Annotated in this window: 17 protein-coding genes; 15 read left to right on the forward strand and 2 right to left on the reverse strand. The window is 69.8% G+C overall.

Translation table 11 applies throughout. The features are described from left to right. Positions 1–62 precede the first annotated feature (62 nt). Both OO70_RS30190 and OO70_RS30195 read left to right on the forward strand, forming a co-directional pair. On the forward strand, positions 63–1,190 hold the full coding sequence (locus tag OO70_RS30190) for a ferrochelatase (RefSeq protein WP_043678024.1): 1,128 nt from the start codon (positions 63–65) through the stop codon (positions 1,188–1,190). A gap of 148 nt (positions 1,191–1,338) precedes the next feature. Further along, positions 1,339–2,154: an inositol monophosphatase family protein gene (locus OO70_RS30195; protein WP_043678026.1), complete on the forward strand. Its 816-nt coding sequence runs from the start codon at positions 1,339–1,341 to the stop codon at positions 2,152–2,154. Between the two features lie 3 nt (positions 2,155–2,157). On the opposite strand, the gene OO70_RS30200 is transcribed toward OO70_RS30195, so the two are convergent. After that, a complete protein-coding gene (locus OO70_RS30200; RefSeq protein ID WP_043678029.1) occupies positions 2,158–2,412 on the reverse strand; it encodes a hypothetical protein in 255 nt (84 codons plus the stop codon). A 415-nt stretch (positions 2,413–2,827) separates the two neighbouring features. Here OO70_RS30200 and OO70_RS30205 point away from each other — a divergent pair, with 415 nt between their 5' ends. The 4 genes from OO70_RS30205 (at position 2,828) to OO70_RS30220 (ending at position 6,341) form a co-directional block, all read left to right on the forward strand. Further along, positions 2,828–3,481 carry a response regulator transcription factor gene (locus OO70_RS30205; RefSeq protein ID WP_010983842.1) on the forward strand — a complete coding sequence of 218 codons (654 nt, stop codon included), beginning with the start codon at positions 2,828–2,830 and terminating at the stop codon, positions 3,479–3,481. A gap of 6 nt (positions 3,482–3,487) precedes the next feature. Beyond that, positions 3,488–4,720 (forward strand): sensor histidine kinase, encoded by a 1,233-nt coding sequence (locus tag OO70_RS30210; protein ID WP_043678032.1) that lies wholly within the window; start codon positions 3,488–3,490, stop codon positions 4,718–4,720. Positions 4,721–5,113: 393 nt separating this feature from the next. Next, positions 5,114–5,410, forward strand: coding sequence for a DUF4193 domain-containing protein (locus OO70_RS30215; protein ID WP_005481602.1), 297 nt, complete (start codon positions 5,114–5,116; stop codon positions 5,408–5,410). A gap of 13 nt (positions 5,411–5,423) precedes the next feature. Continuing rightward, on the forward strand, positions 5,424–6,341 hold the full coding sequence (locus tag OO70_RS30220; RefSeq protein WP_106971787.1) for a hypothetical protein: 918 nt from the start codon (positions 5,424–5,426) through the stop codon (positions 6,339–6,341). Positions 6,342–6,351: 10 nt separating this feature from the next. Here OO70_RS30220 and OO70_RS30225 read toward each other — a convergent pair whose 3' ends face one another. Next, positions 6,352–6,813 (reverse strand): DUF3093 domain-containing protein, encoded by a 462-nt coding sequence (locus tag OO70_RS30225; protein WP_043678038.1) that lies wholly within the window; start codon positions 6,811–6,813, stop codon positions 6,352–6,354. A 112-nt stretch (positions 6,814–6,925) separates the two neighbouring features. Between OO70_RS30225 and OO70_RS30230 the strand changes: the two genes are divergently transcribed. From OO70_RS30230 to OO70_RS30270, 9 genes are all read left to right on the forward strand, one after another. After that, positions 6,926–7,510, forward strand: coding sequence for a PaaI family thioesterase (locus OO70_RS30230; protein WP_043678041.1), 585 nt, complete (start codon positions 6,926–6,928; stop codon positions 7,508–7,510). Continuing rightward, the gene (gene dut / locus OO70_RS30235) at positions 7,507–8,031 is read left to right on the forward strand and encodes a dUTP diphosphatase (RefSeq protein WP_043678043.1); all 525 of its coding nucleotides are present in this window, start codon (positions 7,507–7,509) and stop codon (positions 8,029–8,031) included. Before OO70_RS30230 ends, dut begins: the two co-directional genes overlap by 4 nt. A gap of 1 nt (position 8,032) precedes the next feature. Continuing rightward, positions 8,033–8,791, forward strand: coding sequence for a DUF3710 domain-containing protein (locus OO70_RS30240; RefSeq protein ID WP_043678046.1), 759 nt, complete (start codon positions 8,033–8,035; stop codon positions 8,789–8,791). Positions 8,792–8,948: 157 nt separating this feature from the next. After that, the gene (locus tag OO70_RS30245; protein WP_234336970.1) at positions 8,949–10,124 is read left to right on the forward strand and encodes an alginate lyase family protein; all 1,176 of its coding nucleotides are present in this window, start codon (positions 8,949–8,951) and stop codon (positions 10,122–10,124) included. Positions 10,125–10,195: 71 nt separating this feature from the next. After that, positions 10,196–10,888, forward strand: a complete 693-nt coding sequence (locus tag OO70_RS30250; protein ID WP_043678048.1) for an ABC transporter ATP-binding protein — start codon at positions 10,196–10,198, stop codon at positions 10,886–10,888. 135 nt (positions 10,889–11,023) lie between these two features. Beyond that, the gene (locus OO70_RS30255) at positions 11,024–13,585 is read left to right on the forward strand and encodes a sensor histidine kinase (protein WP_043678050.1); all 2,562 of its coding nucleotides are present in this window, start codon (positions 11,024–11,026) and stop codon (positions 13,583–13,585) included. Further along, positions 13,582–14,265 (forward strand): response regulator, encoded by a 684-nt coding sequence (locus tag OO70_RS30260; RefSeq protein ID WP_043678051.1) that lies wholly within the window; start codon positions 13,582–13,584, stop codon positions 14,263–14,265. The genes OO70_RS30255 and OO70_RS30260 overlap by 4 nt, the downstream gene beginning before the upstream one ends. A gap of 45 nt (positions 14,266–14,310) precedes the next feature. Beyond that, on the forward strand, positions 14,311–14,709 hold the full coding sequence (locus OO70_RS30265) for an OB-fold nucleic acid binding domain-containing protein (RefSeq protein WP_078651612.1): 399 nt from the start codon (positions 14,311–14,313) through the stop codon (positions 14,707–14,709). A 3-nt stretch (positions 14,710–14,712) separates the two neighbouring features. After that, on the forward strand, positions 14,713–15,477 hold the full coding sequence (locus OO70_RS30270; protein WP_043678055.1) for a DUF3159 domain-containing protein: 765 nt from the start codon (positions 14,713–14,715) through the stop codon (positions 15,475–15,477). The last annotated feature ends 2 nt before the right edge of the window (positions 15,478–15,479 follow it).

A 15,479-nucleotide genomic window follows, 5' to 3' on the forward strand; every position in this document is an offset into this window, starting at 1 on the left:
GTATCCCCGTCCGGCACCCCGCCGTTTCCCGGCTGTCAGGGGCGGGTGGCAGGATCGGACGCATGCCAGACGTGCTCGATGCCACCCCCTACGACGCCCTGCTCCTGCTCTCGTTCGGCGGACCCGAAGGCCCGGACGACGTGGTTCCGTTCCTGGAGAACGTGACGCGTGGGCGAGGCATCCCCAAGGAACGCCTCAAGGAAGTGGGGCAGCACTACTTCCTGTTCGGCGGGGTCAGTCCCATCAACGACCAGAACCGCGCCCTCCTGGACGCCCTCCGCAAGGACTTCGCGGACCACGGCCTGGACCTGCCGGTCTACTGGGGCAACCGCAACTGGGCCCCGTACCTGACGGACACCCTGCGCGAGATGGTCGCCGACGGCCGCCGCCGCATCCTCGTCCTCGCCACCAGCGCCTACGCCTCGTACTCGGGCTGCCGCCAGTACCGGGAGAACCTCGCCGACTCCCTGGCCGCCCTCCAGGCCGAGGGGCTGGAGTTGCCGAAGGTCGACAAGCTGCGCCACTACTTCAACCACCCCGGCTTCCTGGAGCCGATGATCGACGGGGTGCTCGAATCCCTCGCCGACCTCCCCGAGGACGTCCGGGACGGCGCGCACCTCGCCTTCTCGACCCACTCCATCCCGACCGCCGCGGCCGACAGCTCCGGCCCGGTCGAGGACCACGGCGACGGCGGGGCGTACGTCGCGCAGCACCTGGACGCGGCCCGGCTGATCGCCGACGCCGTCCGCGAGCGCACCGGCGTCGACCACCCCTGGCAGCTCGTCTACCAGTCCCGCTCCGGCGCCCCGCAGATCCCGTGGCTGGAGCCCGACATCTGCGACCACCTGGAGGAGCGCCACGCGTCCGGCGCCCCCGCGGTCGTCATGGCACCCATCGGCTTCGTCTCCGACCACATGGAGGTCCTCTACGACCTCGACACGGAGGCCAAGGCCAAGGCGGAGGAACTGGGCCTGCCCGTACGCCGCTCGGCCACCGTGGGCGCCGACCCGCGCTTCGCCGCCGCGATCCGTGAGCTGGTCCTGGAGCGCGCCGCCGTCGAGAGCGGGCGGCAGGTCACGCCCTGCGCCCTGGGCACGCTCGGCGCCGGCCACGACCTCTGCCCGGTGGGCTGCTGCCCGGCCCGCGCCCCGCGTCCCGCCGCCGCGGGCGCCGACAGCCCCTACGCGTGAGAGGGGCGCCGGTGACCGACTCTCTGCACCAAGAACTGCTCGGGCTGGGCCAGGAAGCCGTCGGCCCGAGCGGCGAACCGTTCCGGGGCGGCCGTTTGGCCCGTGCCTCTCGCCCCGCTGCAGACAGCCCCTACGCCTGAGGAGCGCCGTGACCGACCCCCTGCACCAGGAACTGCTCGCACTCGCCCAGGAGGCCGCTCACAAGGCCGGCGCGCTGCTGCGGGACGGCCGCCCGGCCGACCTCGCGGTCGCCGCCACCAAGTCCAGCCCGATCGACGTCGTCACCGAGATGGACATCGCGGCGGAGAAACTGATCACCGACCTGATCTCCCAACACCGCCCCGACGACGGCTTCCTGGGCGAGGAGGGCGCCTCCGCCGAAGGCACCAGTGGCGTCCGCTGGGTCATCGACCCGCTCGACGGTACGGTCAACTACCTCTACGGACTGCCCACTTGGTCCGTCTCCATCGCGGCCGAGCTGCACGGCGAGACCGTCGCCGGGGTCGTCGCGATCCCGATGCGCGGCGAGACGTTCCACGCGGTGCTCGGCGGCGGGGCGTGGGCCACGGGCGCGTGGGAGGGCGAACGCAGGCTCGCCTGCCGTCCGGCGGCGCCGCTGGAGCAGGCGTTGGTCTCGACCGGGTTCAACTACGTCACCGAGGTGCGGGCTCATCAGGCCGATGTGGCGCAGAAGTTGATTCCGTTGTTGCGTGACATCCGGCGGGGCGGTTCGGCGGCGGTCGACCTGTGCGATGTGGCCGCAGGGCGCCTGGACGGCTACTACGAGCGGGGGTTGAACCCGTGGGACCTCGCCGCGGGTGACCTGATCGCTCGGGAGGCGGGCGCGTTGACCGGTGGACGGCCCGGAGAGCGCCCCGCACGTGATCTGGCGATCGCGGGTACCCCGGGCGTCTTCGAACCCCTCCAGCGCCTCCTGGAGGACTTCGGCGCCTGGCACGACTGACACTCACGAGACCAACGGCGAAAGCAGAGGCCAACGGCGAGGGCCCACCAAGTCCGGCTGTCCCCAGGCGTCGGCCGAGAGGGAGCCGTAGGGGCGCGCCGGTGTCGAGAGCCCCAGCGCGCGGAGGCGCGCAGCGCCGAGCACGGTGGGGCTCTCGACACCGGCTACGAGGAAGTCGTCGCCCTCGTCACGAGCCCGCGTCAGGTCGGTCTCGGTCGCCCTTATGCGCTGCAGAAGTCCTGCGGTGAATGCGTCCATGCTGCGCCCCCTCGTCCTGGGTCGTGGGTCGGGTGGCACGGGGGTGTGCCGTTAGGAAGGGGCGATCACGTCTGCCGATGGGGTGCCCAGCGCTGCCCTGGCTGGGCGGCGACGGTGCCGGACACCCACGCCCGCTCTGCGGAAGCGGTTGGACGTACCACAAGGTGGCTTGCCACATGCAGAGCGTGATCGCGGGGTGTAAAGCCGTCCTCCCCCCGCTCTCTTCCGTGGAAACCTCAACCCACCGAGAAAATCCCGCATTCCCGGGCCTCACACCCGACCTTCATCTCGTGCCCGGCCGCCTTACAGCCGACTTATGGCCGAAAAGGGCAGGATGGAGGTCACACAGCCACGAAGACCCTGCCCGTGTGCGCCGAGACGCGCTACGCGGGTGGACAGAGGAAGGACAAGCGACGTGCGCGTACTCGTCGTCGAGGACGAGCAGCTGCTCGCCGATGCGGTGGCCACCGGACTGCGCCGGGAGGCCATGGCCGTCGACGTCGTGTACGACGGTGCGGCCGCCCTGGAGCGCATCGGCGTCAACGACTACGACGTGGTCGTCCTCGACCGCGACCTCCCGCTCGTGCACGGCGACGACGTCTGCCGCAAGATCGTCGAGCTCGGCATGCCCACACGCGTGCTGATGCTCACCGCGTCCGGCGACGTCAGCGACCGTGTCGAGGGCCTGGAGATCGGCGCCGACGACTATCTGCCCAAGCCCTTCGCGTTCAGCGAGCTGACGGCACGCGTGCGTGCCCTCGGCCGGCGAACCAGCGTGCCGCTGCCGCCCGTCCTGGAGCGCGCCGGCATCAAGCTCGACCCGAACCGCCGCGAGGTGTTCCGCGACGGCAAGGAAGTCCAGCTCGCCCCCAAGGAGTTCGCCGTCCTGGAGGTCCTGCTGCGCAGCGAGGGCGCCGTCGTCTCCGCGGAACAGCTCCTGGAGAAGGCGTGGGACGAGAACACGGACCCGTTCACCAACGTCGTGCGGGTGACTGTCATGACGCTGCGCCGCAAGCTCGGTGAGCCGCCGGTCATCGTCACCGTGCCCGGTTCCGGCTACCGGATCTGATCCCCTGTGGCCACGACCCCCGCGCCTCCCCAGGCGCCCCCGAAGCCCACGTGGGACCCCAGAAGGCCCGAACCACCGTTCCCCTGGCTGCGTCCCACCATCCGCATAAGGCTCACGCTGCTGTACGGCGGCATGTTCCTGATCGCCGGCATCCTGCTGTTGTCGATCATCTACCTGCTCGCCGCACACGCGCTGAACGTGGGCAGTGATCTTCCCTTCAAGATCCTCGAAGGCTCGGTGAGCAGCAAGACCTGCAACTTCCCGTCCCAGCCTTCGGCGACGGAGATGAACAGCGCGATGAACGAGTGCGTCAACGAGCAGCGCCAGCATGCTCTGGACGACCTGCTCAGCCGCTCGCTGCTGGCCCTGCTCGGCCTCGCGATCATCGCCTTCGCCTTCGGGTACGCGATGGCGGGCCGGGTGCTGTCCCCGCTGGGCCGGATCACCCGGACCGCCCGCGCGGTGGCCGGCTCGGACCTGTCCCGCCGGATCGAGCTGGACGGCCCGGACGACGAACTCAAGGAACTCGCGGACACCTTCGACGAGATGCTGGACCGGCTGCAGCGGGCCTTCACCGCCCAGCAGCGCTTCGTGGGGAACGCGTCGCACGAGCTGCGCACCCCGCTGGCGATCAACCGCACCCTCCTGGAAGTGCATCTGTCCGACCCCGGGGCCCCCATCGAGCTCCAGCAGCTCGGCAAGACGCTGCTGGCCACCAACGAGCGCAGCGAGCAGCTCGTCGAAGGCCTGCTGCTGCTCGCCCGCAGCGACAACCAGATCGTCGAGCGCAAGCCCGTGGACCTCGCCGAGGTCGCCGAGCAGGCCGTCGACCAGGTGCACGCGGAGGCGGCCGCCAAGGGCGTGGTCATCCGCGGCGACCGGAAGCCCTCCGTCGTCCAGGGCAACGGCGTGCTCCTGGAGCGGATCGCTCTGAACCTGGTGCAGAACGCGGTGCGGTACAACGTGCCGGAGGACGGCTGGGTCGAGGTCACCACCGAGGTCCAGCACGGCCAAGCGGTGCTGGTCGTCTCGAACACGGGTCCGGTGGTCCCGGCGTACGAGATCGACAACCTCTTCGAGCCCTTCAGACGGCTGCGTACGGAGCGAACGGGGAGCGACAAGGGTGTGGGCCTCGGTCTGTCCATCGCGCGGTCCGTGGCGCGCGCACACGGTGGCCATATCGCGGCCCAGCCACGCGAGGGGGGTGGACTCGTGATGCGAGTCACCCTGCCCATCTGAGATCATGTCGCCGACACACGAGGATGTTCGCTTTGCGCGGAATTTTCTGGCCGCTTCTTCGGCACCCTCGTGTGTGATCGATCACAAGCGCGATTTTCAGGCCATCTACTCTCCGTGATCATGCACCCTGTCGGAAAGCCGGGAAAATCCGGGTTTTCGGGGGTCTTGATCACGGGAAGTACACGATGAGGTGCCTTTGAAGAGCGGCATTGGGACCGTGTACGGTCCCCTTCGCCATCCAAGCCGATCACTCTTGAGGGGTCCGGTTGGGTGTCGATTGAGTAACAGACCTTGATGTGAGGCAAAATCTCCGCCTCAGGTCGGGCACAAGTCCGGCCTCTCACGCGTTACGTGCGCTGGAGACACCGCAGACACCCAGAGGGGGAGAGCGACATGGCAACGGATTACGACACCCCGCGCAAGACCGACGACGACGTCGACTCGGACAGCCTTGAAGAACTCAAGGCCCGTAGGAACGACAAGTCGACTTCCGCAGTGGACGTCGACGAATTCGAGGCCGCCGAAGGCCTCGAGCTGCCCGGAGCGGACCTCTCGAACGAAGAGCTGGCCGTCCGGGTGCTGCCCAAGCAGCAGGACGAGTTCACTTGCATGAGCTGCTTCCTGGTGCACCACCGCAGCCAGCTGGCCCGCGAGAAGAACGGCCAGCCGATCTGCCGCGACTGCGACTGAGGAGGGGTCGGCCGTGACTGGCTCGACCCCACCCTGGAAGCGCCGCTCCCTCAAGCCGGGAGCGGACGAAGGGCCGACAGACGGTCCTCATGGCGCGCGTGACGACGAGCGGGGCTCATCCGAAACTGGATCAGCCTCGCTCGAACCGGCGGCCGACCGGGCTGACCTCCTGGTGCCCGCCGACGTTCCCGCAGCCGCCCCCGTCGCCAAACGACGGGTGGCGGTGATCCGGGACAAGGCCAGGGAAGGCGTCCGTAAGGGCGGCAGCCGGGCCAAGGCAGGCCTGGCGTACCTCGCCGACCGCATCATCGACATCGCCCCGCGGATCCCCGTACGGGACCTCGAGGCGCTTCGGAGGCAGTTCCCGGGCCTCGACCCCGAGCAGCTCGCCGACAAACTGGTGGCGGGCGCGGCGAACGCGACGTCGACGGTCGGCGCCGGAATCGGCGCCGCGGCGATGCTGCCGGTGCCGCCCGCGATGCCCACCGAACTGGCCGCCGAGATCACCGGCGTCGCCGCGATCGAGCTGAAGCTGATCGCCGAGCTCTACGAGGTCTACGGCGTCCGTCCGCCCGGCGACCTCCGGCAGCGCAGCACCGCGTATCTGAACTCCTGGTCCGGAGAACGCGGCATCGACGTGACCAAGCCGTCGACCATGAGCACGGCGCTGAACGGCCACATGAAGCGCGAGCTGCGCCAACAGATCATGAAACGCATGGTCCGCGACCTGCCGAACCTGATGCCCTTCATGGTCGGCGCCGCCGTCGGAGCGGTCATGAACCGCCGGGACACCAAGAAGCTCGCCGAACGCATCCGCAAGGACCTGCGCAAGGCCCAGGTGTCCTGGGACGCGCTGCCCGCACTCCCGCCCCTGGAGGCTCCGCCCGACCCGCTCAGGATGGGCGAGATCCCCAAGGAACTCGGTCGCTAGGAGACGGGTCCTAGACCCCGGCCCGTGCCGCCTTCAGCGCCTCCGCCAGCCGCTCCGGCTCGCGCGTCGACAGGTACAGATACGGCGTCGGGTCGTCCGGGTCGGTGACCTCGACGCGCAGTGCCGTGGGGATGTACGAGCGCAGCAGCAGGAAGGCGCGGGTGTCGGCCTTGTAGGTGCGCCAGGCGCGCGCCTCCTCCGGGTCCAGGATCTCCGCCTCGCCCAGGGCCGCCACCGGGACCTTCGCCTCGCCGGCGATCAGCTGGTCGCCCACGATCCGGATGCGGAGCGAGCCGTAGGAGCTGGCCATGACGGACGCGGCCGCCGTGCCGCCGACCAGGCCGCCGAGCATCGGCAGGGTGCCGAAGGGCAGCATGATCAGGGCGAAGGAGACGCCCACCAGGAACGAGATGAACCACCACGAACGGGGTGCGGTGAGGCGCTCGTCGTAGGGGGAGGCGGAAAGCTGCATGGAGCCAAGCTTGGCACGGTGTCGGGAACGTACCGGGACCAGGGGGGCCAGCGCGCAGCGCTGTCAGGCAGGGTGGCGGTGGGTGACGGGCGGGCGGGTAAGGTCTGCGCCTGTGAGTGGTACTTCTCCAGCTCTTAAGCCTCCGTCCGACGCCGTGAAACCGGTGCGGCACCCTGACGCGCCCGCGCCGGGTGAGCTGCTCGGTGCGCACTACGAACAGTGTTTCGGGTGTGGCGGCGACCAGCCGCACGGGCTGCATCTGGAGGCGCGGGCCGGTGAGGGCGTGACGATCACCGCCGAGTTCACCGTGCGGGCCGCCCACCAGGGTGCCCCGGGCCTCGCGCACGGCGGTGTGCTCGCCAGCGCGCTGGACGAGACCCTCGGTTCGCTGAACTGGCTGCTGCGGACGATCGCGGTGACCGGGCGCCTGGAGACCGACTTCGTCCGGCCCGTGCCCGTGGACACCGTGCTGTACCTGCAGGCCGAGGTGACGGCCGTGGCCGGTCGGAAGATCTACTCGACCGCCATCGGACGCATCGGCGCTCCCGACGGGCCCGTGGCGGTGCGTGCGGACGCCCTGTTCATCGAGGTGAAGGTCGACCACTTCATCGACAACGGCCGCCCGCAGGAGATCCGGGCCGCCATGGACGACCCGGACCAGGTCCGGCGTACCCGTGCCTTCGAGGTGAACCCGTGAGCCGTGAACCCCGTCAAGAGCTCGGTGTGCTGATCCGGCGCGTCGACCCCGACGTACCGCTTCCGTCGTACGAGCACCCCGGTGACGCGGGAGCCGATCTGCGGACCACCGAGAGCCGGGAACTGAAGCCGGGTGAACGGGCCGTACTGCCCACGGGGGTGTCTGTCGCTCTCCCGGAGGGGTACGCGGCCTTCGTGCACCCTCGTTCGGGGCTCGCCGCCCGGTGCGGTGTCGCCCTCGTGAATGCCCCGGGGACGGTTGATGCCGGGTACCGTGGGGAGATCAAGGTGATCGTGGTGAATCTCGACCCGTACGAGTCGGTACGGTTCGAGCGCTTCGACCGGATCGCCCAGCTGGTCGTCCAGCAGGTCGAGAGGGTCCGCTTCCAGGAGGTCGCGGAGCTTCCCGACTCGGCGCGGGCCGAGGGGGGCTTCGGGTCCACCGGCGGTCACGCCGCCGTGGGCGGCACAACGGGTGGGAATCGATACGCTTCGGTCGTATCCGACCGGGAAGGACAGTGACGTGTTCGGACGTCGCAAGAAGGGCACTGCCGCCGAGGACGCGGCGAGCGAGGCCGAGCAGGTCGTCGACGACGTCGACACTGAGGCGGACGAAGCCGCGGTCGAGCGCGTGAAGCTCGAGCCGGAGCCACGCCCCGACGGACCCTGGGACGACTCGGAGATCGGCGACCCCGCCGAGGGCCGGGTGGACCTGGGCGGTCTGTTCGTGCCGGGAGTCGACGGCATGGAGCTGCGGGTCGAGGTCGCGGGTGACGCGATCGTCGCCGCCACCGTGGTCCTCAAGGACAGTGCCATCCAGTTGCAGGCCTTCGCCGCCCCCAAGCGCGAGGGCATCTGGGGTGAGGTCCGCGAGGAGATCGCCAGCGGCATCACCCAGCAGGGCGGAATCGTCGACGAGGTCGAGGGCCCGCTGGGCTGGGAGCTGCGCGCGCAGGTCCCGGTGCAGCTGCCGGACGGCACGGGCGGTTTCCAGGTGGTGCGGTTCGTCGGTGTGGACGGTTCGCGCTGGTTCCTGCGCGGGGTGATCTCCGGGCAGGGCGCGGTGCAGCCGCAGGCGGCCGGTCTGCTCGAACAGATCTTCCGGGACACGGTCGTTGTGCGCGGCGAGGGCCCGATGGCGCCCCGCGACCCGATCGTCCTGAAGCTGCCGAACGACGCCCAGATGGTTCCCGAGGGCGTCCAGCAGGAGGAGGCGGGTTCCCGCTTCTCCGGCGGCATGGGCCAGTTGCAGCGCGGACCGGAGATCACCGAGGTCCGCTAGCCGGAACAGACAGACACGAAAGGGTCGTACCCCTCCCGGGGTGCGGCCCTTCGTCGTGCGCGCACTCTTGACGGCTTATTGGTCTGTACCTATGGTCTCGGCTCAACGCCCATGTTCATCAGGGTGCTCTTTGTTCATATACGAGAACGGAGTCACCGTGCGTCGCGCTGCCCTGCTCTCCGTCGTCACCGCACTGGTCCTGGGCTTCTTCGCCCAGCCCGGCACCGCCGCCCAGGCGGCCCCCGCCACCTTCGTCCACCCCGGAGTCGACGTCTCCCGGAGTCAGTTGGACTTCGCCCGCACCGAGGTCCTCGCCGGCGCCCAGCCCTGGAAGGGCGCCTACGACCAGATGATGGCCAGCTCCTACGCCAGTCTGAGCCGGACCCCGAAGCCCAGAGCCGTCGTCGAGTGCGGCTCGTACTCCAACCCCAACTACGGCTGCACCGACGAGCGCGAGGACGCGATAGCGGCCTACACGGACGCGCTCGCCTGGTACATCACCAAGGACGCTCGCTACGCCCAGAAGGCCATCGAGATCATGGACGCCTGGTCGGCCACGATCACCAGCCACACCAACAGCAACGCGCCCCTGCAGACCGGCTGGGCCGGCTCCTCCTGGCCCAAGGCCGCCGAGATCATCAAGTACACGTACACCGGGACGTGGACCAACTCGGCCCGCTTCGCGACCATGCTGCGCAACGTGTACCTGCCCGAGATCATCAACGGCTCCAATTCCAACGGGAACTGGGAACTGTCGATGATGGACGCCGCCGTCGGCATCTCCGTCTTCCTCGAGGACAAGACGTCGTACGACAAGGCCATGGCGATCTTCCGGACGCGCACGGCCGCGTACATCTACCTCGCCTCGGACGGTTCCGTACCGAAGACCGTGCCGAGCCAGAACCTCAACACCACGGCGAAGATCGTCAGTTACTGGCAGGGCCAGTCGACCTTCGTCACCGGGCTCACCCAGGAGACGTGCCGAGACTTCACGCACACCGGGTACGGCCTCTCCGCGATCTCGCACGTCGCCGAGACCAGCCGCATCCAGGGCACCGACCTGTACGGCACCGACGTCGGCGAGCGGCTGCGTCAGGCGCTCGGCTTCCAGTCCAAGTACCAGCTGGGGGAGGCCGTACCGAGCTGGCTGTGCGGCGGGTCGCTGACCCTCGGCCTCGGACCGGTCACCGAGGTCGGCTACAACGCCCTGCACAACCGTCTGGGCATCGCCATGACCAACACCCAGACGCTCACCCTCAACAACCGCCCGGCCGGCAGCAACAACCTCTTCGTGGCCTGGGAGACCCTCACGCACGGCGACAACCCCAACTGAACCGTTGTCCGACCGGGCGCCCGGTGGCGATACTGGCGCCCGGTCCACGGGGGACCCGGGGAGGGGCACAGATGAGCCAGGTCGCGACCGACACCATGGTCCGAGTCGAGAACGTCCACAGGTCCTACGGCCACGGAGCCGCCGCCGTGCACGCGCTGCGAGGGGTCTCCTTCGAGGTGGCACGCGGGGAACTGGTCGCCCTCAAGGGGCGCTCCGGGTCCGGGAAGACCACCCTCCTGAACATCGTCGGCGGTCTCGACGTGCCGGACGGGGGCCGGGTCACCGTGGCCGGGCAGGAGCTCGCCGGACTCGGCGAGACCGGGCTGCTCGAACTGCGCCGGGACCGGATCGGGTTCGTCTTCCAGTCCTTCGGGCTCATCCCGATCCTCACCGCCGCCGAAAACGTCGGCGTGCCCCTGCGGCTGCGCCGGGCCGACCCGCGCGAGCGCGAGGAACGCGTCGCGCTGCTGCTCTCCCTCGTCGGCCTCGCCGACCACACGGCACAGCGCCCCGGCGAACTCTCCGGCGGCCAGCAGCAACGGGTCGCCATCGCCCGCGCCCTCGCCAACAACCCCGCCCTCCTCGTCGCCGACGAGCCGACCGGCCAGCTCGACGCGGAGACCGGCCTCGCCGTCATGGAACTCCTGCGGGCCGTCGTCCGCAGCGAGAACGTCACCGCCCTGGTCGCCACCCACGACACGACCCTCCTCGACCTGGCCGACCGGGTGCTGGAGCTGAGCGACGGGGAGATCGTCGAGCACTGAGGACACGACGGTGCCGTAGCGGCATCAGGGTTGTGTCAAAGACGACCCCGGCCACCCTCACCACCCCATTTGTCGGACTTATTGGCCGTAAAGTCGACGCTGCGTGCACAGCTGTGACGGGAAGACAATGGGGCCATGGGACGCGGCAAGCTTCGGATCTACCTCGGTGCGGCACCGGGCGTCGGCAAGACGTACGCCATGCTGTCCGAGGCCCACCGCAGGGTGGAGCGGGGCACGGACTGCGTGGTCGCCTTCGTGGAGCATCACGGCCGGGCCCGCACCGAGGTGATGCTGCACGGTCTGGAGCAGGTCCCGCGCGCGGAGCTGGCCTACCGGGGGACCGTCTTCACCGAGATGGACGTCGACGCCGTCCTGCGCCGAGCCCCCGCCGTCGCCCTGGTGGACGAACTCGCCCACACCAACATCCCCGGTTCCCGCAACACCAAGCGCTGGCAGGACATCGAGGAGCTGCTGGCCGCCGGCATCGACGTGGTGTCGACCGTCAACATCCAGCACCTGGAGTCGCTCGGCGACGTCGTCGAGTCGATCACCGGGGTGCGGCAGCAGGAGACCGTGCCCGACGAAGTCGTCCGCCGGGCCGACCAGATCGAACTCGTCGACATGTCGCCACAGGCCCTGCGCCGTCGCATGGCGCACGGCAACATCTACAAGCCCGACAAGGTCGACGCGGCCCTCTCGAACTACTTCCGGCCCGGAAACCTCACCGCCCTGCGGGAGTTGGCGCTGCTGTGGGTGGCCGACCGGGTCGACGAGTACCTCCAGGAGTACCGCAGCGAACACCACGTCTCCGCGATCTGGGGTTCACGCGAGCGGATCGTCGTAGGGCTGACCGGCGGCCCGGAAGGACGGACGCTGATACGGCGGGCCGCCCGGCTCGCCGAGAAGGGGGCCGGCGGTGAGGTGCTGGCCGTCTACATCTCCCGCAGCGACGGCCTGACCTCGGCCTCCCCGAAGGAACTCGCCCTCCAGCGCACCCTCGCCGAGGACCTCGGCGGCACCTTCCACCACGTCGTCGGCGACGACATCCCGGCCGCGCTGCTCGACTTCGCGCGCGGGGTCAACGCCACCCAGATCGTCCTCGGCTCCTCGCGCCGCAAGACCTGGCAGTACGTCTTCGGGCCGGGGGTGGGAGCCACGGTCGCCCGGGAATCGGGCCCTGACCTGGACGTCCACATCGTCACCCACGAGGAGGCCGCCAAAGGGCGCGGACTGCCCGTGTCCCGGGGCGCGCGGCTCGGGCGGGCCCGGATCGTCTCGGGGTGGGTGGTCGGTGTGGTCGGGCCGGTCGGGCTCGCGATCCTGCTGAACGCGATCCATCTCGGCCTCGCCAACGACATGCTCCTGTTCCTGTCCCTGACGGTGGCGGCGGCGCTGCTCGGCGGGCTGCTGCCGGCGCTGGTCTCGGCGGCCGTCGGGTCGTTCCTGCTGAACTACTACTACACGCCCCCGCTGCACCGACTGACCATCGCCGACCCCAAGAACATCGTCGCCATCGCGATCTTCGTCGGCGTCGCCGTGTCCGTGGCCTCCGTGGTGGACCTCGCCGCACGACGCACCCAGCAGGCCGCCAGACTGCGCGCCGAGTCCGAGATCCTGTCCTTCCTCGCGGGCAGCGTGCTGCGCGGCGAGACCAGCCTCGAGGCGCTTCTGGAGCGGGTCCGGGAGACCTTCGGCATGGAGTCGGTGGCCCTGTTGGAGCGCAAGAGCGACGTGGAGCCTTGGACCTGCGCCGGACGCGTGGGCGTGGGGGCGCCGCTGGAGCGCCCCGAGGACGGCGATGTGGACATGCCGGTCGGCGACCACATGGCCCTCGCGCTGACCGGCCGTGTCCTGCCCGCCTCCGACCGCCGTGTCCTGGCCGCCTTCGCCGCCCAGGCAGCCGTCGTACTGGACCGCAGGCGCCTGCGTGAGGAGGCCGACCAGGCCCGTGCGCTCGCCGAGGGCAACCGCATCCGTACGGCCCTCCTGGCGGCCGTGAGCCACGATCTGCGGACCCCGCTGGCCGGCATCAAGGCGGCTGTCTCCTCCCTGCGCTCCGACGACGTGGCGTGGTCCGAGGAGGACCAGGCCGAGCTGCTGGAGGGCATCGAGGACGGCGCCGACCGGCTCGACCATCTCGTGGGCAACCTGCTCGACATGTCCCGCCTCCAGACCGGCACGGTCACGCCGATCATCCGCGAGATAGACCTCGACGAGGTGGTGCCGATGGCGCTCGGCGGGGTCCCCGAGGGCAGCGCCGAACTCGACATCCCGGAGACGCTGCCCATGGTGGCCGTCGACCCCGGGCTCCTGGAGCGGGCGGTGGCCAACCTCGTGGAGAACGCGGTCAAGTACAGCCCGCCCGACAGACCCGTCCTGGTGTCCGCCAGCGCCATCGCCGACCGCGTCGAGGTGCGGGTGGTCGACCGCGGCCCGGGAGTCCCGGACGAGGCCAAGGACCGCATCTTCGAGCCCTTTCAGCGCTACGGCGACGCCCCGCGCGGCGCCGGAGTGGGACTCGGGCTCGCCGTGGCGCGCGGCTTCACCGAGGCCATGAACGGCACCCTGAACGCCGAGGACACGCCCGGCGGCGGCCTCACCATGGTCCTGACGCTCCGCGCGGCGAAGGGCGTCGTAGAAGACGCGCATGACGGGCACGACGTGAAAGACGTACAACCGGAAAGGCAGGCCTCATGACCAGGGTCCTCGTGGTCGAGGATGAGCCGCAGATCGTGCGGGCCCTCGTGATCAACCTCAAGGCGCGGAAGTACGAGGTCGACGCGGCCGCCGACGGCAAGACCGCCCTCGATCTCGCCGCCTCCCGCCACCCCGACGTGGTCGTCCTCGACCTGGGGCTGCCCGACATGGACGGCGTCGAGGTGATCAGGGGCCTGCGGGGGTGGACCCGGGTGCCGATCCTGGTGCTGTCCGCCCGGCACTCCTCCGACGAGAAGGTCGAGGCACTGGACGCGGGCGCCGACGACTACGTCACCAAGCCCTTCGGCATGGACGAGCTGCTGGCCCGGCTGCGGGCCGCCGTGCGCCGCGCCGAGCCCACCGGGGGCGGCGAGGACGACGTCCTGGTCGAGACCGAGGAGTTCACCGTCGACCTGGCCGCCAAGAAGGTCCAGCGGGACGGGCGGGACGTACGGCTGACCCCCACGGAGTGGCATCTGCTGGAGGTGCTGGTGCGCAACACCGGGCGGCTGGTCAGCCAGAAACAGCTGCTCCAGGAGGTGTGGGGGCCGTCGTACGGGACCGAGACGAACTACCTCCGCGTCTACATGGCACAGCTGCGACGCAAGCTGGAGACGGACCCCGCGCATCCCCGGCACTTCATCACGGAGCCCGGAATGGGCTACCGGTTCGAGCGCTAGCGCCGTGGGTACGTTGCTGTCAGTGGACCCCGGTACGCTTCAGATATGAGCGCTGTTCCTCGTTCCGAAAAGCAGGCGGGCCGGTTCCGGCGCATGCTCGACCGGCTCTCCACCTCGCAGGAGGACCTGGAGTCCGAGGAGCTGCGTGAGGACGCCGAGACAGAGGGCTGTGTGCGCATCGGCGACTGCCACGACCGACAGATCGTGACGGTTACTGGTACCTTGCGCACGGTCACGCTGCGCCCCCGGGCCGGAGTCCCGGCCCTGGAGGCCGAACTGTTCGACGGCTCCGCCGCCCTGGACGTGGTGTGGCTCGGCAGGCGCTCCATCGTGGGGATAGAACCGGGGCGCAAGCTGATCGCGTCCGGCCGGATCTCGATGAGCAGAGGCCGCCGGGTGCTCTTCAACCCGAAATACGAACTGAGACCCCTCGGACGGGAGTAGCCGGTGACGTCGCTCGACAAGCCGACCACAGAGACCGTGGACGCCGAAGACACCGAGCAGGACGTCCGGGCGGTGACCGAGGCGGCCCTCTTCGAGGCGTTCGGCGGGCTGCGCGGCATGATCGAAACGGTCCTGCCCGGCCTCCTCTTCGTCACCATCTTCACGATCAACAAGAACCTGCACTGGTCGGCGATCGCCGCCCTTGCCGTGTCGCTCGTTCTGGTCGTGGTCCGGCTGGTGACCCGGGACACCGTCAAGCACGCCTTCAGCGGTGTCTTCGGCGTCGCCTTCGGTGTCGTCTTCGCGATGATGACGGGCAACGCCAAGAACTTCTATCTCCCCGGCATGCTCTACACGTTGGGGCTCGCACTCGCGTACATCATCACGACGCTCGCGGGCGTTCCGTTGATCGGCCTGATCCTGGGCCCGGTCTTCAAGGAGAACCTCTCCTGGCGGACCCGCAACCCCGGCCGCAAGAAGGCGTACGCCAAGGCCAGTTGGGCCTGGGGCCTGATCCTGCTCGCCAAGTGCGCGATCCTCTTCCCGCTCTACTGGTGGGCCAACACCGCCCAACTCGGCTGGGTCCTGGTCGCGTTGAAGATCCCGCCGTTCCTGCTTGCCGTCTGGCTGACGTGGGTCTTCCTGGCGAAGGCGCCCGCGCCGATCGACGTGTTCGCGGAGATGGAGGCGGAGGAGCAGGCCGAGAAGGAACGCAAGGCTGCCGCCGGGGCCGGGGAGGTCGGTGCGCGACACCGGCGTGATGGGTGACC

Origin of the sequence: Streptomyces xylophagus, from assembly GCF_000716435.1 — a bacterium.
Taxonomy (GTDB): domain Bacteria; phylum Actinomycetota; class Actinomycetes; order Streptomycetales; family Streptomycetaceae; genus Streptomyces; species Streptomyces xylophagus.